Source organism: Stenotrophomonas sp. YJH_SMC_131, assembly GCF_059367975.1.
On sequence record NZ_JCAFRJ010000011.1, the window covers coordinates 83,293 to 105,721 of the forward strand.

Consider the following 22,429-nt stretch of genomic DNA (forward strand, 5'->3'; position numbering starts at 1 on the left):
TCATGGCAGGCTCCGGTCGGCGGTGGCGATGAGGAACTCATCGGTGTCGAGCAGCGGTAGTCGCTCGGGGGCTGCGATGCCTTGGCGGGCCCAGATCTCCAGGCCATCGCGGCAATCGCCCCAGGCCTGCACGCGCGCCTTCAATGCCGCATGGCGTTCCTGCAGCGCAGCCAGTGCAGTATCCGGATCGGTGCTACTGGTATCAGGCTGCAGCGCGTTGCTGGCCGCCTGCGCGAAGGCCTCGATGGCATCGGGCACCAGCACCTGTGCCTGGTCGATCAGGTAGCGGTGCTTGCCTCCCGTTACGCGCCAGACCAGCGCGCGATCGCGGGAATCGAACTCTTCCACGCCGCGCACGGTTTCGATCACTTCCGGGCCGGACAGCGACAGGCGCCCCTCTTCGGACATGATGACCGTGCTGCAGCAGCGGGCGACGATGCCCATGCCGCCGAAGGCGCCGTTGCCGCTGCCGATCAGCGCGATCACCGGCACACCCGCTGCACGCGCGTCCAGGGTGGCGCGCATGATCTCGGAAATGGCGATGAGCCCTGCATTGGCTTCGTGCAGGCGCACACCACCGGTGTCCAGCAGCAGAAGCACGCCTTCGGGATGTGTTTCGGCTGCGCGGCGCAGCAGCCCGGTCAGTTTGGCACCGTGCACTTCGCCCACGCCGCCGCCCATGAATTCACCCTGCTGCGCGGCCAGCAGCACGCGTCGGCCACGCAGCGTGGCTTCGCCGACAACGATGCCGTCGTCGAACGCCGCGGGCTGGTCGAGCTGTGCCAGGTGCGGGCTCATCATCCGCCGCGCCGGGCCGAGGAATTCCCTGAAGGAACCGGCATCGACCAGGCTGGCGATACGCTCGCGCGCATCGGCTTCGTAGTAGCTGTAGCGCTGCCTCCGGTTCATCGTGGATCTCCAGCACGCAGGGTTTCCACGGCCTGGTCCAGGCGCAGGCTGACCACCGCCGGGGTGGCACCGGCATCGTTGATCGAGATGCGTACATCGCGCAGCGGATGACGCTGTGCGAAGTCGCTGATCACCGCTTGCCACACGCTGCCGAAACCCTTCGCGGCGGTGATGATGCGCACCGTCATCGCGCCGTCCAGTGCGGCCGGCTCCAGCAGGATTTCCAGGTTGCCCGAGGCCAGCACGCCGACCAGCACCGCGTCGCGCGGAAACTGCACCGCAGTGTGCCCTTCGAATCGATAGTCGAGGGTTTCCATGCTCAGCCCCTTACCAGTTGCGGAAGCGCTTGGGCGGGTCGTACAGGCCGCCGGACCAGCGCACCAGGTCCTTCACCGAACGCGCCGCCAGCAGGTCACGGCTGGCATCGCGCACGGAGATGCCGAGGTCATCGGGACGGCGGATCACGCCGCGGTCGCGCAGGTTCTCCACCATCGCGCGGTCGCGCCCCATGCCCACGGCGGTATAGCCGGCCACGCCGCGGATCGCCTGTTCGCGTTCCTCAGGGGTGCGGCACAAAAGCAGGTTGGCGATGCCTTCTTCGGTCAGCACATGGCTGACGTCGTCGCCATAGATCATCACCGGCGGCAGCGGCATCTGCGCGCGCTCGGCCAGTTCCCAGGCATCGAGCCGTTCGACGAAGGCCGGTGCCATGTGCTCGCGGAAGGTTTCCACCACCTGCACCACCAGCTTGCGCCCGCGTGGCATTTCGCCCGGGCGCGCAGCCTGTTGCCCGGCCTTGATCCAGGCCTCGCTGGCATGGCGGCGGCCGCGTGCGTCCGAGCCCATGTTCGGTGCACCGCCGAAGCCGGCGATGCGGTCACGGGTGGCAGTGGAACTGTTGCCCTGTAGGTCGATCTGCAGGGTGGAGCCGATGAACATGTCACAGGCATACAGGCCGGCGGTCTGCGAGAACGCGCGGTTGGAACGCATCGAGCCATCGGCGCCGGTGAAGAACACATCACCTCGCGCGGCGATGTATTTCTCCATGCCCAGTTCCGAACCGAACGAATGCACCGATCTGACGAAGCCCGATTCGATCGCCGGAATCAGTGCCGGGTGGGGGTTCAACGCCCAGTGCTGGCAGATCTTTCCCTTCAGGTCGAGCGATTCGGCGTAGGTGGGGAGCAGCAGTTCGATGGCCGCCGTATCGAAGCCGATGCCATGGTTGAGGCGGTTCACGCCGTACTCGGCGTAGATGCCCTTGATCGCCATCATCGCCATCAACACCTGGATCTCGGAGATCTGCGCCGGGTCGCGGGTGAACAGCGGTTCGATGTGGTTCGGCTTCGGCGCCTGCACCACGAAGTTGACCCAGTCAGCGGGAATGTCGACGCGGGGGAGGGTGTCGACGATCTCGTTGACCTGGGCGATGACAATGCCGCCACCGAAGGCAGTGGCTTCGACGATCACCGGCGTGTCTTCGGTGTTCGGGCCGGTGTACAGGTTGCCGTGCCGGTCTGCGGCCTGCGCGGCGACCAGGGCCACGCGCGGGGTCAGGTCGATGAAGTAGCGGCCGAACAGTTCCAGGTAGGTGTGGATGGCACCGATCTGGATGCGCCCTTCAGCCACCAGGTTGGCCAGGCGCACCGACTGCGGGCCGGAGAACGAGAAGTCCAGTTTCGAAGCGATACCACGCTCGAATACATCCAGATGCGAGGGCAGCGACAGCACCGACTGCACCATGTGCAGGTCGTGCACGCGGGCCGGATCAAGATCGGCCAGGGCCTGGGCGAGGAAATCGGCCTGCTTCTGGTTGTTGCCCTCCAGGCAGACCTTGTCGCCGGGCTCCAGCAGTGCATGCAGCAGCTCGCCTACGTCGCCGGCGGCGACCTCGCGTTCCCGGGCCCACGGCGCGGCACGTTCCAGGCGGGCCTGGCGACTGCGTTCCAACGTATCCCAGCTCGGGTTCATTGACCGGCTTCCGACGGGTGTTGGAATAATTACGGCATAATTACGGCGTAGGGTGCAACCTGCAGTGCAGCAAAAGGAAAGGCCCGCACGGAGACGGGCCCATTCAGGTAGCCCACGACCGTGGTCGTGGCGGAGGGCGTGCCGACCAACGGTCGGCACCCACCTTGCACCCGTCGTTTGCTCAGAACTTCCAGCGCAGGCTGGCCGACACGAAGCGCGGCTCGCCGAAGTTGTTGTAGTCCAGGTTGGCCCAGTAGGTCTTGTCCAGCGCGTTGCGCACGCTCAGCGTCGCGGTCCAGTTGTCGCTGATGCGGTAGTTGGCGTTGAACTGCACCAGCGAATACGCCGGCTGGTTCACCGTCACCGTGCCGCCGAGCGGGTAGGCGATGTTGTAGCCCTGCACCCGGCTCTGCCACTGCAGGCCACCGCCGATGCTCAGTCGCTCCAGCGCGCCGCGCAGCTGCAGCTGGGTGTTGAGCTGCAGCAGGTCCTTGGGCGGATTGGCGTACAGCAGGTCGGTGGCGGCGCGGGTCACCTTGACGCGGGTGTAGCCGGCATTGACCGTCCAGCCCGGCAGGATCTCGCCGTTGACGTCCATCTCCCAACCGCGCGCCTTGGTGCCGTTGATGCCGATATAGGCCGAGCTGCCGTCGCTCAGCGTACCTTCCGGCACGCTCATGTCACGTACCGCGTAGTTGTCCTGCTTGGCCTCGAACACCGCCGCATTGGCGGTCAGGCGGCCATCGAACCACTGCGTCTTGATGCCCGCTTCCAGGTTCGAGCCCTGCACCGGTGCCAGCAGGTTCTCGTTGCGGTCCTTGTAGTTCTGCGGATTGAAGATCTCGGTGTAGCTGGCATAGGCCGACACGTTCGGGGTGATCTCGTAGACCAGGCCCACGTACGGAGTGACCTCATCGCTCACCTTGTATGCACCGCTGGTGCCGGTATAGGCGCCGGCAGCGTTGTACGAGCGGCTGAGCGTTTCCCAGCGGCTCAGGCGCGCACCGGCAATCAGCGACAGCGGCTCGGCCAGGCGCAGGCGGGTGGCCAGGTAGACGCCGCTCTGCGTGGTCTTGGCCACGCGGCGTGCGCCGGTGCGGGTGTAGGTCACTTCGGAGATGTCGCCGTTCCAGTTGAACACGTTGGGGATGTAGTAGCAGCGCTCACGCCCGCAGGTCGCCCAGTCGCCCGGGAAGTTCAGCGCCACGGTATTGGTGGTGCCTTCCAGGTCCGACCACTGCGCGCCGACGGTGAGGTCGTGGTCGCGGCCGAACAGCGGGAAGCTGCCGGTCAGGTAGGCATCGACATTGCGGCGGGTGTCCTTCGAATCACCGGCGGCCGCGCGCAGGTAGATGCCCGCGCCGGTCACCGGGTCCGGGTTGCCGGTGCCGTACAGGCGCACGTTCTGCACGTTGCCGCGGGTGTAGGCGGTGTTGATCTTCAGCAGCCAGTGGTCGCCGAAACGCTGTTCCAGGTTGGCGAAGGCGGTATTGCTTTCGCGCTTCCAGTAGCTCCACTTCGGCGACAGGTTGGTCGAGCGCGCCAGATGGGCGAAGTTGCCCTGGTTGTCGAAGAACGCCACGGTGCCCCAGGTCGAACCGGTCGGGTTGTTGTCCTGGGTCTGGTAGCCGACGGTAACCGTGGTGCTGTCGGTGACGTCGCCTTCCAGCACCGCCATGCCGGCCATCTTGTTTTCCTTGTAGCGGTCGTAATACAGGCCACGATCGGTGTAGGCGGCGACCACGCGGCTGCGGAAGCGGCCGTCGGCGGTCAGCGGCGCGGTTACGTCGGCTTCCATGCGGCGGTAGTCCCAGCTACCGGCGCTGACCGCGAACGACGCGTCGAATTCCTTGCCGGGGCGCTTGCGCAGCAGGTTGACCGTGGCCGACGGCACGCCGGCGCCGCTGAGCAGGCCGTTGGCACCGCGGATCACTTCGATGCGGTCGTAGAAGGCGGTGTCGTACTCCTGGTTGGTCGAGCCGCTGTAGGTGGGAATGCCGTCGACCTGGAAGTCGGTGATGGCGAAGCCGCGCGCGTAGTACAGCGGGCGTTGCGTGTCATAGAAGGACACGCTGACGCCGGTCACGTTGCGCATCACATCGTTGATGCTGAACAGCGATTCGTCCTGCAGGCGCTGCAGGCTGATCGCGGTGGCCGACTGCGGGGTTTCCTGCAGGGTGATCGGCAGGCGCGTGGTACTGGCCGGCGGCGCCGACTGTTCGGCACGCACGCTCACCCGGTCCAGGGTCTTGGCGTCGGCAGCGCCATCAGTGGCGGCGAACGCGCTGGGCGCGGCCAGCAGGGTCAAAGACGAAAGCAGGGCAGCCGGCAGCAGCGCGCGGCGGGGCAGGCGGTTATCGAAGGTCAGGCACATGGTGGGCTCGAAGCGTGGAGGCGGGGAGGGGCGGCAACAGTCGTCCAGCACCCGGGGCGGCGGCTTCGGGCACGGTCAGGTCCGTCTGGGGCGAGGCGCGGTCACTGCGCAGGACGCAAATGTAAATAATTCTTAACAACATTACAATTCGCGTCATTGTGCGCAGGGTTCCCGGCACGGGGCATCGCTTTCTGTAGAGCCGAGCCATGCTCGGCTGCTTTTTGCCGGAGCCGAGCATGGGCTCGGCTCTACAGGCGTAACCTGCACAAACGCAAACGGCCACCCGAAGGTGGCCGTCCGTCTGCATCGAAAGGAACCTGCGGGCTTACAGCGCCTGCAGTTCCTCGTTGGCGTTGCGCTTTTCCTTGGCCGGCGCCGGAACCGCCGCCGGAGCGGGCGATGCCGCGTTCGCGTCCACCGGCACCTCCAGGTAGGGCAGCTGCAGGGTCTGGCTGGTCAGCGTGCGGATCTCGTTGACCAGCGCGGCGCTGTCGTTGAGCTTGCGCCCGTACGACGGCACGATCTCGCGCAGGCGGGTTTCCCAGCCGGCCTTCATCTGCTCCGGGAAGGCCTTGGCCATCAGGTCAAGCATGATCGGCGGCGAGGTCGACGCGCCCGGCGACGCGCCGAGCAGGGCGGCGAGGGTGTGGTCCTTGTCGGTCACGATCTCGGTACCGAACTGCAGCACCGGGCCCTTCAGCGGATCGCGCTTGATGATCTGCACGCGCTGGCCGGCGGTGACCAGCTTCCAGTCACCCGGCTTGGCATTGGGGAAGTACTTGACCAGTTCGGCCTGGCGGTCGGCATCGTTCAGGCGCGCCTGTCCCATCAGGTACTGCACCAGGTCCAGGTTGTCCTTGCCCACTTCCAGCATCGGGCCAACGTTGTTGTGGGTGACCGAGGAATACAGGTCCCACCACGAGCCGTGCTTGAGGAACTTGGTGCTGTACAGCGCGAACGGCCCGAACAGGACCACCGGCTTGCCGTCCAGCTTGCGCGCATCCAGGTGCGGCACCGACATCGGCGGCGAGCCGGTCTCGGCCATGCCGTAAGCCTTCACCCCATGGCGCGAGGTCACGTCCTGGCCCTGGAAGGCGAGGAACTGGCCGCCGACCGGGAAGCCGGCGTAGTCCTTCGATTCCGGAATGCCCGACATCTGCAGCAGCTTCAGTGCGGCGCCACCGGCACCGATGAACACGAAGCGGGCGTGGGTGGTGGATTCGGTGCCGGCCTTGAGGTCCTTCACTGTCACGTTCCAGCTCTTGTCGGCGTTCTGCCGCAGCGCGCTCACTTCATGGTTCAGGTGCAGGCTGAAGTTCGGGCTGCGCTGCAGGCCGGCGGTCAGCTGGCGGGTGATCACGCCGAAGTTGACGTCGGTGCCCAGCGGCATCCAGGTGGCGGCAACCTTCTGCTTCGGGTAACGGCCTTCCATCAGCAGCGGGGCCCACTGCTTGATCTGGGCCGGATCCTCGGAGTACTGCATGCCGTAGAACAGCGGATTCTTGACCAGGGCCTGCTGGCGCTTGTGCAGGTAGGCGATGTTGTCATCGCCCCAGACGAAGCTCATGTGCGGGGTCGGGTTGATGAAGTCGCTGGGCTGGCTCAGCCGGCCCTCCTTCACCTGATGCGACCAGAACTGGCGCGAGACCTCGAACGATTCGGCGATGCCGACCGCACGCTTGGTCTCGATGCTGCCGTCGGGCAGTTCCGGGGTGTAGTTCAGTTCGGCGAACGCCGAGTGGCCGGTGCCGGCGTTGTTCCAGCCATCGGAGCTTTCACCGGCGACGCCGTCGAGGCGTTCGTAGACCTGGATGTTCCAGTCCGGCTGCAGCTCCTGCAGGTAGGTGGCCAGGGTGATGCTCATGATGCCGGCGCCGACCAGCACAACATCGACGGGCTTGTCGTTGCTGGCGGCAGGCACCGAGCGCTGGGTCAGCGGCCAGTACAGGAACAGCGCGGCGGCCAGCAACAGCAGCACGAGCAGGGCGAGAAGAGCCTTGCCAAATTTCTTCATGGGGGCGGGATCGTTGGCGGAGGGGAAGGGGTCAGGATGCGCGTGGGGCAGGGAAAGGGCGTGAAGAAACAACGCCTTGCATCATCCACCGGTGATTCTAACCGGATCCGGTCCTTTTTTGATGCAACGCAGCATCCGATGTTTCGCGGTGCTGCCACATGGGCGGCAGGCGATGCCCGGCGACGGTGGGATCAGACCAGCTCAAGGATCTCGTCGCCAGCCTCATCGACCCCGCCGGTCGGGCGCCAGCCCAGGCGGCGGTAGAAGCCGTGCGAGCGCGAACGCGGGTCGGCCGAGCAGGCCAGGAACAGCCGCCGGTGGCCGGCATCGCGGGTCAGGCTGACCACTTCCTGCAGCAGCTGGCGGCCGATGCCGCGGCCCTCGTAGTCCGGCAGCAGGGCCAGCACCAGCACCTCGCCGCTGTCGCGGTCGGCGAAGCAGTAGCCGGCCATGCGCTCGCCCTCCCAGGCGACGCGGCCGATCGAATCGCCCTGGGCGATGCCGGCCGCCCAGCTGTCCACAGTGATGCCCAGCTGGGCCAGCTGCTCGGCGCTGAAGGCGTTCTCGCGGGTGCGCCCACGCAGATCGATGCAGGCAGCGGCATCCTCGGGGCGGGCATCGCGCAGGTACACGGGCATGCCGGACATCCTTGTAATGGTCGGCCCGCCAGTATCCGCATCGCGCATGGACCCGGTGTGTAGGCTTGATGGAGATCCGATGGAGCCCCGAAAAAGGGGACGGAGGGGATTAAGCCGTATTTGCCTTGGATGTCGTATTGGCCTTAAGCGACTTAATCCCCTCCGTCCCCTTTTTGCGCTGTGCGTCAGCGCTTGCGCCGGATCAATGCCGAGGATGCATCCAGCACGGCGCGGGTCAGCAGGGCCATGGTCTGCACGTCGCCCTTCCAGTGCTGCCAGTACAGCGGCACGTCTTCCCACGCGCGCTGGCGTACGTAGACCAGGCGGCCGGCGTCCAGGTGCCGCTTGACCAGCGGCAGCGGATTCATCGTCCAGCCCATGCCGCCCAGGTTGGCCTGCACAAAGGCGCGGGTGGAGGGGATCCACCAGGTCGGTGCGGTGCTGGGCAGGTCATCGCCGGCCATGCGCCGGGCGAAGCGCGACTGCATGTCGTCCTTGCGGTTGAACACCAGTACCGGTGCCTGCGCCAGTGCCTGCGCGGTCACTCCCTTGGCGAAGTGGCGTTCGCGGAATTCAGGAGTACAGGTCGCTGCATAGCGGATGCTGCCCAGCGCATGGATCTGGCAGCCCTGCACCGGCTCGTCCAGCGTGGTCACCGCACCCAGCACCGTGCCCTGGCGCAGCAGTTCGACGGTGTGGTCCTGGTCCTCCACGCGCAGGTCCAGGGTGGTCCCGGTACCCTGCGCGAACTGCGCCGCGGCCTGCGGAAACCAGGTTTCCAGGCTGTCGTGGTTCACCGCCACCGGGATGCTGGCCTGGGGCAGGTCCTCATCCGCCAGGCCCATGCGGTGCAGCGCATCGTGTTCCAGCAGGGCGGTCTGCTCGGCCAGCTGCACCAGCAACTGGCCCTCGGCGGTCGCGGTGGCCGGGGTGCCACGCTTGACCAGCAGGCGGCCGATCCGGTCCTCCAGTGCCTTGATCCGCTGCGAGATGGCCGAGGGCGTGACGTTCAGCGATTGCGCGGCGCGGTCGAAGCTGCCTTCGCGGATCACCGCGGCCAGGGCGCGCAGCTGGGCATGATCGATGCGCATCGAATTAAGCTCCGCTAATGTTGGTTTAGGAAGTTTAGCTCGTCTTTTCCATGTTGCGGCGCGACAATGGCGCCCGTTCCGGTGCTGTCCGCCTTCGCGAGGCACCGTCCCCCAAGCAATACAAGGCAGTGAATCCCATGTTCTCGGTCATCTCCGCCAGCACCGGCCTCGGTGCCTGGTTCTCTGGTGCAGCCACCGGCATCGGCCTGTTCGCCGTGGTCGGCGCCCAGAGCGCCTTCATTCTGCGCCAAGGCATCCTGCGCAAGCACATCGTGCCGGTGGTCGCCACCTGCGCGGCCATCGATGCCATCTTCATCTTCGCCAGCGTGGCCGGCCTGCGCACGCTCACCTCGGCGCTGCCGTGGCTGACCACCGCCGTGCTGTGGACCGGTGTCGCGTTCCTGGCCTGGTATGCGATGAAGTCGGCACGCCGTGCGATCGCCGGCGGCGGTGGCATGGGCGAGGCCGACAGCGACGACGGCAGCCGTCGCGCGGTGCTGATGGCCGCGGTCGGCTTCTCGCTGATCAACCCGCACTTCTGGCTGGACATGATGGTGATCGGCTCCATCGCCGAGAACTTCGGCAATGCCCGCATGGCCTTCGCTGCGGGCGTGGTCACGGCCAGCTGCCTGTGGCTGACCGCGCAGGGCCTTGGCGCACGCCTGCTGGCGCCGCTGTTCACCAAGCCCAGCACCTGGCGCGTGCTCGACGGCACCATCGCCGTGATCCTCAGCATCCTGGCCCTCATGTTGGCGGTGCGCGGGGTCCACTGACCCGGCGCACGCCCCCCGAACCCACGTCCTGACTCTCTCTCCAAGGTAGTGGCAACGACGGCACCGGCAACGGTGCCGTCGTCTTTTCCGGCTCTGGCGGGAAACCCATTGCCCTGCCTAGAATCGGAGACCAGGACAAGGTGTCCACAGGAGCAGGGGAAGGATGCACAGGACGATTCTGGCGGCCGCACTGGCCGTCATCGGGGGCGTTGCCGCAGGCAGCGCGGGGGCGGTGGATCTGACGCAGTACCTGCGGCGGGAGACCTTCACCGACATCAAGATCTCGCCGGGGGGCGAGTACGTAGCGGCAACGGTGCCGAGGGAGGACAGCACCGCGATCGCGATCCTGCGCCTGAAGGACAAGGAGGTGGTCGGCAGTTTCTGGCCGCCCAGCCGCAACCACGCGCAGGAATTCGATTGGGTCAGCAACGAGCGCCTGTTGATCGGCCTGGCCCAGAAGTGGGGCTCGCTCGACCAACCCAATCCCACCGGCGAACTCTATGCCATCGACGCCAACGGCAACCGTGGCGAGCTGCTGGTCGGCTATCGCGTCGAAAGCAAGGGCCCGGGGACCCGCATCCAGCCGAAGAAGGTCGAAGCAGTGGCCGCCTTCCTGGCCGACGACCTGCCGGGCGACGAGCGCAACGTGCTGGTGACCGTATGGCCGCTGGCCGAGGATCCGTACACCCGCGTAGATCGCATGGATGTGACTACGGGTCGTCGCTCGCGGGTGGCGTCCTCGCCGGTACGGCGCGGCGAGTTCACCACCGACGGCGCCGGCGAAGTGCGCTTCGTGCATGGCTCGGGCAGCGACAACATCAACAAGCTGTACTTCCGCGAACGCAGTGGCGACAGCTGGAAGCTGATCAACGACGAGGCCGTCAGCAAGCGCATCGAAACCGCCCTCGGCTTCTCGGCCGATGACAGCCTGGCCTACCTCAACGTCGAGCAGACCCAGGGCCCGGACGCGATCGTCAGCTGGAACCCGCAGACCGGCGAGCGTGCCACGCTGCTGCGCGACGAGGTGGTCAATCCGTATCGCATCATCCATCGGCCCGGCACCCACGTGCCGGTGGGCGCGCTCTATCTGGGCGATACGCCGCGTACCCGGTTCTTCGACGAGAAGTCGCCGGAGGCGCGCCTGTACCGCAGCCTGGAAGCCGCCTTCGGAGGGCCGGTCTACATCACCTCCAGCACCCGCGATGGCCGTGTCGTGCTGGTGGAAACCTGGTCGGGCTCGAACCCGGGCGATTTCTACGTCTACGACACGGTGGCGCGCAAGGCTGACCACCTGATCAGCCGCAGCGACTGGATTGACGTGGACCGCAGTGCCAGCGTGAAGCCGATTGCACTGAAGGCGCGGGACGGGCTGCCGTTGCATGGCTTCCTGACCCTGCCGGCCGGCAGCAACGGCCGCAACCTGCCGATGGTGGTGATGCCGCATGGCGGTCCGTTCGACATCTTCGATTCCGGCCAGTACGACCGCGAAACCCAGATGCTGGCCGCCGCCGGGTATGCGGTGCTGCAGGTCAACTTCCGTGGGTCGGGCAATTACGGCCGGGCCCACACCCAGGCCGGTGCGCAGCAGTGGGGCGCGGCGATGCAGGACGATGTCACCGATGCCACCCGCTGGGCAATCAGCGAAGGCATCGCCGATGCTCGTCGCATCTGCATCTATGGCGCCAGCTACGGGGCCTACTCGGCGATGATGGGGGCGGCCCGCGAACCCGGGCTGTATCAGTGCGCGGCCGGCTATGTGGGGGTCTACGACCTGCCGATGATGTACACCCGTGGCGATATCCAGGACCGCGGCTCAGGCGTGACCTACCTGCGCGAATGGCTGGGTGATCCGGCCAAGCTGGGCGCGGTGTCGCCGGTGAACCTGGCCGAACGGATCAAGGTGCCGGTGTTCCTCGCCGCCGGTGGCGAAGACAAGCGTGCGCCGATCCAGCATACCGAGCGCATGGAAGCGGCGCTCAAGCGCGCCGGCACACCGGTGGAAAGCCTGTACTACAAGACCGAAGGCCACGGCTTCTACACCGAGGCGCATCGCAGCGAGTACTACGACAAGCTGCTGGCGTTCCTGGCGCGCAGCCTGGGGGGCAAGACCGCGACGACCGCGCCCGTGGCCGGCAAGGACAAGGCGCCCTGAGCTGACAGGGCGGCGGATGAATTTTCCGCCGCCCTGGTCTTCCGCACGCGGGACTTACTTCACCCCGTGCATCATCTTCTTCAGCAGCGGCGCGGCGATGAAGGCCGCCAACGCGCAACCCAGGCCGATCCACATCAGCAGCCAGAACAGGTGCGCGTAGGCACCGGCGGCAGCCACCATGTCCAGCGATTCGCCTTCCGGCACCTCGATCGCGGCCAGCTTGCCGAACAGCGCGGCCAGCGTTTCCGAGAATGCGGTGGCCAGGAACCAGGTGCCCATCATCAGGCTCATCACCCGCGGCACGGCCAGCTGGGTCACCGCCGACAGGCCGACCGGCGAGAGGCACATCTCGCCGCTGGCCAGCAGGAAGTAGGCCAGCACCAGCCACCACACGCTGGCCATCTCGCCGGTGGCGCCCACCTGCTGTGCGGCCAGCGCCAGCGGCACGAACGACAGCGCGCCGATCACCAGGCCCCAGGCCGACTTCACCGGCTTGCCCGGTTCCCAGCCGCGGCGGTCCATCCACGTCCACAGCGCGGCGAAGGCCGGAGCGAGCAGCACCAGGAACAGGCCGCCGAGGTAGGTCAGCGAGCCGGCGGTCTGCGGAATCACCAGGCAGTCGCGCACCAGCAGCACCAGCATCAGTACGACGATGGCGGCGAAGAACGTGCGCGGCGCGGCCGAGCCCGGGCGCCGTTCCGACAGGCGCGCGCTGACCACGAAGCCGAGCGGTGCCAGCAGCAGCGAGAGGATCGACCACGGCAGCGGCGTGCCGCCGGTGATCACCAACGAGGGCACGATGTCCTTGGTCAGCAGGCGGTCGGTGAAGGTCACCCACGAGCCGTAGGACTGCTCGTACATCGTGAAGAACACCAGCGCCATGAAGATCAGCACCATCAGCGCGATCATCTGCTGGCGCTGCACCGGCGTGCATTTCGTGCCGGTGAACCAGGCGAACCAGACCAGCACGCCGCCCAGCACCACCAGCATCAGCATCAGCGCCAGGCTGATTTCACCGCCCAGCGCGAACGCGCCGTTGCCGGCGGCCCACATCAGCCATGCCACCGGCAGCACGCCGAGCACCGCGCACAGATAGATGAGCCATTCGCGTGGCAGGCCCAGCACCTTCTGCTTCAGCGCCGCCGGTTGCGGCGGTTCGGCATGGCCCTGCAGGTACTTCTGGCCCCACAGGAACATCGCCAGGCCGGCCAGCATGCCGATGCCGGCCGCACCGAAACCGTACTTCCAGCCGTAGGCCTCACCGAGGAAGCCACACACCAGGGACGAGAACAGCGCGCCGAGGTTGATGCCGGCGTAGAACAGCGAAAAGCCCGAGTCGCGACGCGGGTCGTCCTTGGCGTACAGCTTGCCGACAATGGTGGAGATGTTCGGCTTCAGGAAGCCGACGCCCATGATGATCAGCGCCAGCGACAGGTAGGTCACCGCCAGCGCCGAGGTGTCGCGCACCACTTCGCCGTTCACCCGGTACGCGGCGTGGCCCTCGAAGGCCATGCCGAGGTGGCCGAGTACCAGCAGGATGCCGCCGAACAGCACTGCCCGGCGCATGCCCAGCCAGCGGTCGGCCAGCATGCCGCCGAACACCGGGATGCAGTACACCAGGCCACCGTAGGCACCGAGCAGGTCCAGGCCGGCCTTGTCGCCGAACAGGTGGTATTTGGTCAGGTAGAGCAGCAACAGCGCCTTCATGCCGTAGAAGGAGAAGCGCTCCCACATTTCAGTGAAGAAGCAGACGTAGACGCCCTTGGGGTGGCCCAGGAAGTCGTCGGAAGCAGAGGCGGCAACGGTCATCGACGGCGGGGACAGCGGAAAGGGCGCGATTATAGGCCTCTGGGCCTGGGCAGGCAGCCGCCGGTGGATCCACGCCATGCAGGGATGGCGCTCCCCCGGCGGCCACCGCTCACAGGTATCGCAACCAAGGCAGATCGCGCCTTCGCGCTTTGAACCGCGCGAAGGCCCGCGTCGGCGGGTACAGCACCACCGCCAGCGCACAGGCCACCAGCAGCAGGCCGCTGACCGAATCCAGGGCATATAGCTCGCCATGGGTCGGCCCCCAGGCCGCCAACGCGGCCAGGTACAGCCCCTTCAGTACGTACAGGTGCAGCAGGTAGAAGAACATCGGCGCAGCGCCGATATCGGCCAGCGGCTGAAGTGCCCGCGCCAGCGGCGGCCATTCGTACAGCCGCAGCAGCAACAGCCCCACGCCCAGGGTCAGCAACAGGAACTGCAATGACGGCGGGTACTTGGTGACGTTGAAGATGCTCAACCACGTGCGCAGCGTAGTGGTCTGGTACGACCAGGGAGCATCCCCATACTGGTTGGCGAACCGCAGCAGCGCGAACAGGGCCAGCGCGCCGACGCCTGCCCACAGCAGCCAGCGCTGGCGCTGCTCCGGCGCGCGCGCGCGGCCGAACCAGGGCCCCATCAGATAACCCAGCGCAATCACCCCGATCCACGGCAGTACCGGATAGGAGGTGCGCAGGCGCAGCGCGCCGGCCTCGATCCAGTCGCGCTGGTGCAGCACTTTCCACAGCACCGCCAGCAGGCCGTTTCCTTGCACCCGAAGGCCGTCGAACAGGTTGTGCCCGGCCACCACCGCGATTGCCAGCATCAGCAGGGCCGGGCGTGGCAGCCATAGCAGCCCGGCCAGCGCGATCATGCTCAGCCCGATGGCCCAGATCACCTGCAGGTACAGCGTTTCCGGCGGCAGCTGGAAGGTCCAGGCGAAATTCACCAGGGTCAGTTCCAGCACCACCAGGAACAGCCCGCGCTTGAGCAGGAACGCAGCTGTGGCCCCGCGCGGATCCGCCTGGCGCTGGCCGTACAGCCAGGCCGACAGCCCGGTCAGCAGCACGAACACGGGGGCGCACAGGTGGGCCAGCAGACGGCAGGCGAACAGCGCAGGGGAGACCGTCGCTGCGTCCATCGGGTCGCTCACCTGGTGTTGCAGGAAGAAGGTCTCACGCACGTGGTCCAGCAGCATCAACAGCATCACGGTGCCGCGCAGCTGGTCGATGGAGGCCAGGCGGGTAGTGGGGGAAGGGGCCACGTACGAAGTTCGGTCGGCGTGGCAGGATATAACATAACAATTGCGTCTTTCCAGCGCGTGCTGAGCTGTTCCGACGAGCGCGCGCGTCGGCTCAGGGCAGGCAAACCGAGGGGCTCCAGCCCAGCGCCTCGTCGTAGTGGACCTGGATCGCTCGCAGGCTCCCGTCGGGGTTGGCCTTCAAGCAGAATCGGGCGCTGTGGTGTTGCGTGGCGCCGGTCCTGGTGGCCGACAGCGATACGTCGTACAGGCGTCCGGGCTGCAGCGGCATCGCCGTCTGCCTTGTAATGGCGTTGGCTGGCACTTCTCCGTAGACCACGCAGGCTCCGGGGGGAAGTGGGATTGATGCGGGATGGGCAAAGTAGAAAGACCATTGCCGCCGCAGCGGTGGAGTAATTGCGTCATGCACCTCCACACCAAACACCTCTGGAGTTTTACCGATACGCTTGCGCTCCTTCTTGGGTAGTCCGAAACAAGGTTTGCCGGCGTGGTCGGTGATCTCGACTGCGCCAATGCGGCTCCAGGCAGATGCGTAATCGCAAAGCGGCATCAGGCAGGTCAGGGTCACGACAGCTACGACCGGTGATTTGATCGGGCGGATCCGCAGTGGGTTGTTCATCGGGCGGCTCAGCGTCATCGGTTCAGATCATGAACACGATGCACGGGGCGTTGAGGCACTTCAAACGATGATGGCTGGAATGCTGCAGTACTGGTTGGCCTGGCCCCTGCAGGACAAAGAGACCGCGAGGCCCGGCAGCCCTCCGGGATGTGCCTCACGCGCTTGATGCGTTGGCCGAGTTTGGCCAGAAACGACTATCTCACTGCCGACCTGGCCGCAACCCTCCCGAACCGCACTGGACTTGCCGCCTCCTGAACGCTAGCGTGCAGGGGATTTTTTGCCAGCAGGGGCTCCCATGAACCACGACGCTGCGCCCAAGCAGCTCACCTTCCGCGCAGTGGCCCTGGCCATCGTGCTGGCGGTGGTGCTGTCGGCCGCAAACGCCTACCTCGGTCTGTTCGCAGGCCTGACCATCGCCACCGCCATTCCCGCCGCGGTGATTTCCATGGGCGTGCTGCGCCTGCTGGGCGGTGGCTCCATCCTCGAGAACAACATCGTGCAGACCGGCGCCTCGGCCGGTTCATCGATCGCCGCCGGTGTGATCTTCACCATCCCGGCGCTGGTGATCATGGGCTACTGGCCGGACTTCAAGTACTGGTGGGTGCTGGGCATCGCCGGCCTCGGTGGCCTGTTGGGCGTGCTGTTCTCGGTGCCGCTGCGCCGTTCGATGATTGTCGAAGACCCGCTGCCGTTCCCGGAAGGCAAGGCTGCGGCCGAAGTGCTCAAGGCCGGTGAGAACCCGGGCCCGGGCCTGAAGATCCTCGGCCTGTCGGCGGTGATCGGTGCCTTCGTCAAGCTGGCCGCGGAAAGCGGCATGCGCCTGATTCCCGATGCCTGGGCCACCTCGGCCTACGTCGGCAGTTCCAAGGTCACCGCCTTCATCGGCACCAACCTGTCGCCGGCACTGCTGGGCGTGGGCTACATCGTCGGCCTCAACGTCGGCATCGTGGTGGTGTCCGGCTCGATCCTGACTTGGCACATTGCCATCCCGATCTACCAGGCGTTCTTCATGAACACCGACCCGGCGCTGGCCGCGTCGGTTGCCGCTGCCTCGTCCACCGAGGCCGCGTTCGCTATCTGGGGCGCGAAGATGCGCTACCTGGGCGTCGGTGCGATGCTGATCGGTGGCATCTGGACCCTGATCTCGCTGCGCAAGTCGCTGCTCAACGGCGTCAAGAGCGGCTTTGCCGCCGCCCGCAAGAGCGGTGGCCCGGTGCTGGCGCACACCGAGCGCGACCTGCCGATGAAGTGGATGCTGGTCGCCCTGGTGGTGTTCGTGCTGCCGCTGCTGGCCCTGTACCAGGCCATCGTCGGCCAGTGGCACGTGTCCATCCCGATGACCCTCATCATGATCGTCGCCGGCTTCCTGTTCGTTTCGGTCTCGGCCTACCTGGCTGGCCTGATCGGCTCGTCCAACAACCCGGTTTCGGGCATCACCATCTCCACCATCCTGTTCGCTTCGGCCGTGCTGGTGGTGCTGCTGGGCAAGGATGGCCTGCAGCCGGTCGGCGCCTTCGGCGCGCCGCTGGGCGCGGTGGCCGCGATCATGATCGGCGCGGTGGTGTGCTGTGCTGCAGCGGTCGGCGGTGACAACCTGCAGGACCTCAAGGCCGGTTACATCGTCGGTGCCACCCCGTGGAAGCAGCAGCTGATGCTGGGCATCGGTGCGTTCTCGTGCGCGCTGATCATGGCCCCGGTGCTGAACCTGCTGGCCACCGCCTACGGCATCGGCGTGAAGTCGGAGCTGCACCCGAACGCGCTGGCCGCGCCGCAGGCCAACCTGATGGCCTCGGTGGCCAAGGGCCTGTTCGGTGGTGAACTGCCGTGGACCTTCATCGGCATCGGTGCCGTGGTCGGTGCCGCCATCATCGCGTTCGACAGCTGGCTGAAGTCGCGCAACGCCCGCTTCCGCGTGCCTGTGCTGGCCGCCGCCATCGGCATCTACCTGCCGCTGGAACTGATGGTGCCGATCTTCCTCGGCGGCCTGATCGCCTACCTCGTCGAGCGCTTCCACAAGGTGCGTGCCGATGACGAAGAAGGTCGCGACCGCGTGCACAAGCCGGGCGTGCTGTTCGCCGCCGGCCTGATCACCGGTGAGGCACTGATGGGCATCGCCATCGCGATTCCGATCGTGGTGAGCAGTCGCGCCGACGTGCTGGCCGTGCCGTTCCACCTGCCGGGCGCACAGTGGATCGGCCTGGCCGTGCTGTTCCTGGTCGGCTGGCTGATCTACCGCACCGGCAAGCGCGCCATGGCGTAAGGGTTGGGGTCGGATCCCTTCCCGCAGGGAAGGGCTCTGCCCCCGGGTTGACAGCGTCTGGGGTCAGAGCCGATTCCGTCGGAATCGGATCCGACCCCGGTGTCCCCACAAACCGCGCCACGGCGCGGTTTGCTTTTTCTGGCGGCGGGGCCGCGCCCCACCGGCAGCCATGACCGATGGCCTTGGCAGCCCCGGCCGCACGGGCCTACCATCGGTTTTTTGCCGTCCTGCGGAGACCCCGATGAAACTGCGTCATGCCCTGCTGCCACTGAGCCTGCTGGCCGCCCTGCCCAGCGTCGCCGCTGCCCGTGGCCTGGAAGTCCGCGACATGGTGGCCATGGACCGCGTCTCCGCACCGGTACTGACCGCTGACGGCGGCACCGTGGTGTTCGCCAAGCGCAGCGTGGATGCCAACCTGAAGGCCTCCACCGCGCTGTACGCGCGCAACCTGCGTACCCGCGACGCAGCGCCGCCGAAGCAGATCACCCCGGCCGGCTGGAACGTCAATTCCGCTTCGCTGTCGGCCGATGGCCAGACCGTGTATTTCCTCAGCGCCAGGAACGGCAGCCAGCAGTTGTACGCGCAGCCGGTCAGCGGCGGCGCCCCGCGCCAGCTGACCGACTTCCCGGTCGACGTGGACAGCTACCACGTGTCGCCGCAGGACGACCGCGTGCTGTTCAGCGCCGGCGTGTTCCAGGCCTGTGCCTCGGACCTGACCTGCACCGAGAAGAAGCTCAAGGACGTCGCCGGCGCCAAGGCCAGTGGAAAGGTCTTCGATTCGCTGTTCGTGCGCCACTGGGATACCTGGAACGACGGCCGCCGCAACACCCTGTTCGTCGCGCCGCTGCCGGCAGCCAAGGCCGGTCCGGTCAAGGGCGCTTCCGCGCTGAGCGCCACCATCGACGGTGATGCCCCGTCCAAGCCGTTCGGCGGCAATGATGATTTCGCGTGGTCGCCGGATGGCGCCAGCGTGGTCGCCAGCATCCGCGCGGCCGGCAAGCAGGAGCCGTGGTCGACCAACTTCGACCTGTACCGCTTCGACGCGGCGGGCAAGCAGGCGCCGGTCAACCTGACCGCCTCCAACCCGGCCTGGGATGCCGGCCCGGTGTTCAGTGCCGACGGCAAGACCCTGTTCTACCGCGCGATGAAGCGCCCGGGCTTCGAGGCTGACCGCTTCGGCCTGATGGCGATGGACCTGGCCAGTGGCAAGACCCGAGAGATCGCCCCGCAGTGGGATCGTTCGGCTGGCGGCATCACCCTGTCCGCCGACGGCGCCAGCATCTACACCACGGCCGATGACCTCGGCGAACACCCGCTGTTCCAGATCGACGTGGCCAGCGGCAAGGCCACCAAGCTGATCGGCGACGGCAGCGTGACCTCGGTGGATGTGGCCGGCAACAGCGTGGCGATCACCCGCAACAGCCTGAAGAGCAACGACCAGGTGTTGGTTGGCTTGCTGCCGGCCGCGGGCGAAGCCATCGGCGAGCTGCGCGCGCTGACCCCGGCCGCTGGTGAGGTGCTCAAGGATGTCAGCTTCGGCGACTACGAACAGTTCGAGTTCAAGGGCTGGAACAACGACACCGTGCATGGCTACGTGGTCAAGCCGCACAACTACCAGGAAGGCAAGTCGTACCCGGTCGCGTTCCTGATCCACGGCGGCCCGCAGGGCAGCTTCGGCAATGGCTGGAGCTACCGCTGGAATCCGCAGACCTACGCGGGCCAGGGCTATGCGGTGGTGATGATCGACTTCCACGGCTCCACCGGCTACGGCCAGGCGTTCACCGATGCGATCAGCCAGCACTGGGGCGACCGCCCGCTGGAAGACCTGCAGAAGGGCTGGGATGCGGCGCTGAAGAAGTATTCCTTCCTCAATGGTGACAAGGCCTGTGCGCTGGGCGCCAGCTACGGCGGCTTCATGGTCAACTGGATTGCCGGCAACTGGAACGGCCCGTTCAAGTGCCTGGTCAACCATGACGGCGTGTTCGACCAGCGCATGATGGGCTACGCCACCGAAGAACTGTGGTTCACCGAGTGGGAGCAGGGCGGTACGCCGTACCAGAAGGCGGCGAACTACGAGAAGTTCAACCCGGTCAACCACGTGGCGGACTGGAAGAAGCCGATCCTGGTCATCCACGGCCAGCAGGACTTCCGCATCCCGGTCGAGCAGGGCCTGGCCGCGTTCACCGCTGCCCAGCGCCAGGGCATCGAATCGAAGTTCCTGTACTTCCCGGATGAGAACCACTGGGTGCTGAAGCCGAACAACAGCATCCTGTGGCATGACACCGTCAATGCCTGGCTGAAGCAGCACATCGGCAACTGATGGTTGCGGCGCCGCCCTCCGGGGCGGCGCTTCTGTTTCACCATCTGCTTTACCGGTGGGTGCCGACCGTTGGTCGGCACACCTTCCTGATCTGCCGCCACCAGCAGCCGGCCAGCGGCCGGCTCTACCAGAGCGCCTGCATGCCTTCGACTGCCCTGATCCAGAACGACATCGTCGTCTTCGGTTTGATCGCCGCCACTCTTGGCGCCGTGTTCTGGACCGCCTCGCGCGAGCAGGGGCTGTGGAAGCGCTTCTATACGTTCGTGCCAGCGCTGCTGCTGTGCTACCTGATTCCCGGCATCTACAACACCGTCGGCCTGATCGACGGCCAGAACACCAAGCTCTACAACCCGATCGCGCGCGACATCCTGTTGCCGGCGGCGCTGATCCTGCTGACCCTGGCAGTGGATATCAAGGGCATCCTGCGGCTCGGCCCGAAGCTGGTACTGATGTACCTGGGCGCCTCGGCCAGCATCATGCTCGGTGCGGTGGTGGCGTTCCTGGTGATGCGCGCGATCCATCCCGACACCGTGGCCGGCGATACCTGGGCCGGCATGGCGGCACTGGCCGGCAGCTGGATCGGTGGTGGTGCCAACATGCTGGCGATGCGCGAAGTGTTCGACGTCAACGCGACCACCTTTGGCCAGTTCGCGGTGGTCGATGTCGGCGTCGGTTACGTGTGGATGGCCGCGCTGATCTTCCTGGCAGGACGTGCAGCGAAGATCGATGCACGCAGTGGCGCTGATACCTCGGCCATCGATGAACTGAAGGAACGCATCGCGCGCTTCCAGGCCGAGCACGAACGCATTCCCAGCCTGACCGATCTGATGCTGATCGTGGCGGTGGCCTTCGGCGGCGTCGGCCTGTCGCATGCGATCGGTGCGCCGCTGGCGGCCTGGTTCAAGGCCAACGTCAGCTGGGCGTCGCAGTTCAGCCTGGACGCGCCGTTCGTGTGGGTGGTGGTGCTGTCGACCACGCTGGGCCTGAGCCTGAGTTTCACCCGCGCACGCAACCTGGAAGGGGCGGGTGCATCGCGGCTGGGTTCGTTGCTGCTGTACTTCCTGATCGCCTGCATCGGCATGCAGATGGATCTGCTGGCGCTGCTGGATCGCCCGTGGCTGTTCCTGCTTGGCCTGATCTGGATTGCCGTGCACATCGTGCTGCTGTGGTGCCTGGGCAAGTTGCTGAAGGTGCCGTTCTTCTATTTCGCCATCGGTTCGCAGTCGAACATCGGTGGCCCGGCCTCGGCGCCGGTGGTGGCGGCCGCGTTCCATCCGGCCCTGGCGCCGGTGGGCGTGCTGCTGGGCACGATGGGCTATGCCACCGGCACCTACCTGGCCTACATCGTCGGCATCACCCTGCGCGCACTGGCCGGGCAGGGCTGATACGGCGACGGGGTGATGGGGTCAGATCCCTTTTGCGACGCAAAAGGGATCTGACCCCGGTTCCCGGTGAATCACGCCACTGGCAACCCGCGTTCGATCAACCATGCCTTCGCGTCTTCGGCGTCCTGCTCGAACCACGCTTTCGTAGATCCCAGCCGATACGTATACCCCCAGGCATCCATGTCGGCCATCAGCCGCTGGCTGCCGACGCCGGGCAGCTGCCCGGCCAGCACGATCTGCAGGTAGCAGGTCGCGTCTTCCTCGGCCACCGAGTCGGTGGCATCGGTATGCACCTGCGCCCGCCGCTCCGGCGACAGTACGATCAGGTGGCAGGCCTCATGCAGCATCGAGTGCACGGGCGTGTCATCGCGCACGTAGACGTTGCTGGCGATGATGCCCGCCTCGGGCTCGCCCCAGTAGCTGCCGGGAATCGGCTCGCCGGCGGCCACGTGGTGCAGCCGCAGGCCATGCGCGGCGAGCAGGCACTGCGCATCGGCGAAGGCGATGTCGCCCACGCAGGTGATGTCCACGGCGGTTGTCGTATCGGTCATGCGGGTCAGGCAGCCCCGCCCATGCAGGCACGGGCGGGGCAGGGGATCAGGGTTTGTCCGGGCCTTCCGGCAGCGCCACGGAGATGTCCAGCACATCGTGCTGGCCATCCTTCACCAGGTCGACCTTCACCGCATCGACGTCGATGTTCACGTACTTCTTGATCACTTCCAGCAGCTCGCGCTGCAGCAGCGGCAGGTAGTCCGGGCCACCACGGTGGCTGCGTTCCTGCGCGATGATGATCTGCAGGCGGTTCTTGGCGGTTTCGGCGGTGGTCTTCTTCGCTTTGAGGAAATCAAACAGGCCCATG

General features: G+C 66.5%; 17 protein-coding genes. 5 read left to right on the plus strand and 12 right to left on the minus strand.

Annotated features, from left to right (window positions below; all coding sequences use genetic code 11):
* The 7 genes from AC5P56_RS19250 to AC5P56_RS19280 form a co-directional block, all read right to left on the minus strand.
* Nucleotides 1–909, minus strand: a complete 909-nt coding sequence (locus tag AC5P56_RS19250; protein ID WP_495227380.1) for a biotin-independent malonate decarboxylase subunit beta — start codon at nt 907–909, stop codon at nt 1–3.
* Complete coding sequence (gene mdcC, locus AC5P56_RS19255) at nt 906–1,226, minus strand: malonate decarboxylase acyl carrier protein (RefSeq protein WP_014646339.1); 321 nt, start codon at nt 1,224–1,226, stop codon at nt 906–908. Before mdcC ends, AC5P56_RS19250 begins: the two co-directional genes overlap by 4 nt.
* 10 nt (nt 1,227–1,236) lie before the next feature.
* Nucleotides 1,237–2,880 carry a malonate decarboxylase subunit alpha gene (gene mdcA / locus AC5P56_RS19260; protein WP_495231860.1) on the minus strand — a complete coding sequence of 548 codons (1,644 nt, stop codon included), beginning with the start codon at nt 2,878–2,880 and terminating at the stop codon, nt 1,237–1,239.
* 181 nt (nt 2,881–3,061) lie between these two features.
* The gene (locus tag AC5P56_RS19265; protein ID WP_075076127.1) at nt 3,062–5,254 is read right to left on the minus strand and encodes a TonB-dependent siderophore receptor; all 2,193 of its coding nucleotides are present in this window, start codon (nt 5,252–5,254) and stop codon (nt 3,062–3,064) included.
* Between the two features lie 325 nt (nt 5,255–5,579).
* A complete protein-coding gene (gene mqo, locus AC5P56_RS19270) occupies nt 5,580–7,268 on the minus strand; it encodes a malate dehydrogenase (quinone) (protein WP_495231861.1) in 1,689 nt (562 codons plus the stop codon).
* A gap of 191 nt (nt 7,269–7,459) precedes the next feature.
* Nucleotides 7,460–7,906, minus strand: a complete 447-nt coding sequence (locus tag AC5P56_RS19275; protein ID WP_014646343.1) for a GNAT family N-acetyltransferase — start codon at nt 7,904–7,906, stop codon at nt 7,460–7,462.
* A gap of 185 nt (nt 7,907–8,091) precedes the next feature.
* Nucleotides 8,092–8,997, minus strand: coding sequence for a LysR family transcriptional regulator ArgP (locus AC5P56_RS19280; RefSeq protein ID WP_495231862.1), 906 nt, complete (start codon nt 8,995–8,997; stop codon nt 8,092–8,094).
* Between the two features lie 137 nt (nt 8,998–9,134).
* Here AC5P56_RS19280 and AC5P56_RS19285 point away from each other — a divergent pair, with 137 nt between their 5' ends.
* Both AC5P56_RS19285 and AC5P56_RS19290 read left to right on the plus strand, forming a co-directional pair.
* Nucleotides 9,135–9,770 carry a LysE/ArgO family amino acid transporter gene (locus AC5P56_RS19285; protein WP_005415673.1) on the plus strand — a complete coding sequence of 212 codons (636 nt, stop codon included), beginning with the start codon at nt 9,135–9,137 and terminating at the stop codon, nt 9,768–9,770.
* A gap of 163 nt (nt 9,771–9,933) precedes the next feature.
* Complete coding sequence (locus AC5P56_RS19290) at nt 9,934–11,922, plus strand: alpha/beta hydrolase family protein (protein ID WP_049441182.1); 1,989 nt, start codon at nt 9,934–9,936, stop codon at nt 11,920–11,922.
* A gap of 54 nt (nt 11,923–11,976) precedes the next feature.
* Here AC5P56_RS19290 and AC5P56_RS19295 read toward each other — a convergent pair whose 3' ends face one another.
* The 3 genes from AC5P56_RS19295 to AC5P56_RS19305 all read right to left on the minus strand — a co-directional run bounded on the left by AC5P56_RS19295 (nt 11,977) and on the right by AC5P56_RS19305 (nt 15,623).
* A complete protein-coding gene (locus tag AC5P56_RS19295) occupies nt 11,977–13,731 on the minus strand; it encodes a peptide MFS transporter (RefSeq protein WP_014646346.1) in 1,755 nt (584 codons plus the stop codon).
* A 109-nt stretch (nt 13,732–13,840) separates the two neighbouring features.
* On the minus strand, nt 13,841–14,989 hold the full coding sequence (locus AC5P56_RS19300; RefSeq protein WP_445392236.1) for an acetyltransferase domain-containing protein: 1,149 nt from the start codon (nt 14,987–14,989) through the stop codon (nt 13,841–13,843).
* A gap of 91 nt (nt 14,990–15,080) precedes the next feature.
* The gene (locus tag AC5P56_RS19305; protein WP_227863628.1) at nt 15,081–15,623 is read right to left on the minus strand and encodes a hypothetical protein; all 543 of its coding nucleotides are present in this window, start codon (nt 15,621–15,623) and stop codon (nt 15,081–15,083) included.
* A 277-nt stretch (nt 15,624–15,900) separates the two neighbouring features.
* On the opposite strand from AC5P56_RS19305, the gene AC5P56_RS19310 reads away from it, so the two are divergent.
* The 3 genes from AC5P56_RS19310 to AC5P56_RS19320 all read left to right on the plus strand — a co-directional run bounded on the left by AC5P56_RS19310 (nt 15,901) and on the right by AC5P56_RS19320 (nt 21,570).
* The gene (locus tag AC5P56_RS19310) at nt 15,901–17,865 is read left to right on the plus strand and encodes an OPT family oligopeptide transporter (RefSeq protein ID WP_014646348.1); all 1,965 of its coding nucleotides are present in this window, start codon (nt 15,901–15,903) and stop codon (nt 17,863–17,865) included.
* 241 nt (nt 17,866–18,106) lie between these two features.
* Nucleotides 18,107–20,185, plus strand: coding sequence for a S9 family peptidase (locus AC5P56_RS19315; RefSeq protein WP_495231863.1), 2,079 nt, complete (start codon nt 18,107–18,109; stop codon nt 20,183–20,185).
* Between the two features lie 140 nt (nt 20,186–20,325).
* Complete coding sequence (locus tag AC5P56_RS19320; RefSeq protein WP_032961385.1) at nt 20,326–21,570, plus strand: DUF819 family protein; 1,245 nt, start codon at nt 20,326–20,328, stop codon at nt 21,568–21,570.
* 71 nt (nt 21,571–21,641) lie between these two features.
* Here the strand turns inward: AC5P56_RS19320 and AC5P56_RS19325 are convergent, their stop codons facing one another.
* Both AC5P56_RS19325 and minE read right to left on the minus strand, forming a co-directional pair.
* Complete coding sequence (locus AC5P56_RS19325) at nt 21,642–22,121, minus strand: hypothetical protein (protein ID WP_134808622.1); 480 nt, start codon at nt 22,119–22,121, stop codon at nt 21,642–21,644.
* Nucleotides 22,122–22,167: 46 nt separating this feature from the next.
* Entirely contained in the window at nt 22,168–22,428 is a 261-nt protein-coding gene (gene minE, locus AC5P56_RS19330; protein WP_005408532.1) for a cell division topological specificity factor MinE, read from the minus strand.
* Between the last annotated feature and the right edge of the window lies 1 nt (nt 22,429).

Bases quoted from the DNA above. Each gene is read 5' to 3' on its own strand.
- AC5P56_RS19250 (WP_495227380.1), bottom strand. From the start codon at position 909: ATGAACCGGAGGCAGCGCTACAGCTACTACGAAGCCGATGCGCGCGAG.
- mdcC (WP_014646339.1), bottom strand. From the start codon at position 1,226: ATGGAAACCCTCGACTATCGATTCGAAGGGCACACTGCGGTGCAGTTT.
- mdcA (WP_495231860.1), bottom strand. From the start codon at position 2,880: ATGAACCCGAGCTGGGATACGTTGGAACGCAGTCGCCAGGCCCGCCTG.
- AC5P56_RS19265 (WP_075076127.1), bottom strand. From the start codon at position 5,254: ATGTGCCTGACCTTCGATAACCGCCTGCCCCGCCGCGCGCTGCTGCCG.
- mqo (WP_495231861.1), bottom strand. From the start codon at position 7,268: ATGAAGAAATTTGGCAAGGCTCTTCTCGCCCTGCTCGTGCTGCTGTTG.
- AC5P56_RS19275 (WP_014646343.1), bottom strand. From the start codon at position 7,906: ATGCCCGTGTACCTGCGCGATGCCCGCCCCGAGGATGCCGCTGCCTGC.
- AC5P56_RS19280 (WP_495231862.1), bottom strand. From the start codon at position 8,997: ATGCGCATCGATCATGCCCAGCTGCGCGCCCTGGCCGCGGTGATCCGC.
- AC5P56_RS19285 (WP_005415673.1), top strand. From the start codon at position 9,135: ATGTTCTCGGTCATCTCCGCCAGCACCGGCCTCGGTGCCTGGTTCTCT.
- AC5P56_RS19290 (WP_049441182.1), top strand. From the start codon at position 9,934: ATGCACAGGACGATTCTGGCGGCCGCACTGGCCGTCATCGGGGGCGTT.
- AC5P56_RS19295 (WP_014646346.1), bottom strand. From the start codon at position 13,731: ATGACCGTTGCCGCCTCTGCTTCCGACGACTTCCTGGGCCACCCCAAG.
- AC5P56_RS19305 (WP_227863628.1), bottom strand. From the start codon at position 15,623: ATGACGCTGAGCCGCCCGATGAACAACCCACTGCGGATCCGCCCGATC.
- AC5P56_RS19310 (WP_014646348.1), top strand. From the start codon at position 15,901: ATGAACCACGACGCTGCGCCCAAGCAGCTCACCTTCCGCGCAGTGGCC.
- AC5P56_RS19315 (WP_495231863.1), top strand. From the start codon at position 18,107: ATGAAACTGCGTCATGCCCTGCTGCCACTGAGCCTGCTGGCCGCCCTG.
- AC5P56_RS19320 (WP_032961385.1), top strand. From the start codon at position 20,326: ATGCCTTCGACTGCCCTGATCCAGAACGACATCGTCGTCTTCGGTTTG.
- AC5P56_RS19325 (WP_134808622.1), bottom strand. From the start codon at position 22,121: ATGACCGATACGACAACCGCCGTGGACATCACCTGCGTGGGCGACATC.
- minE (WP_005408532.1), bottom strand. From the start codon at position 22,428: ATGGGCCTGTTTGATTTCCTCAAAGCGAAGAAGACCACCGCCGAAACC.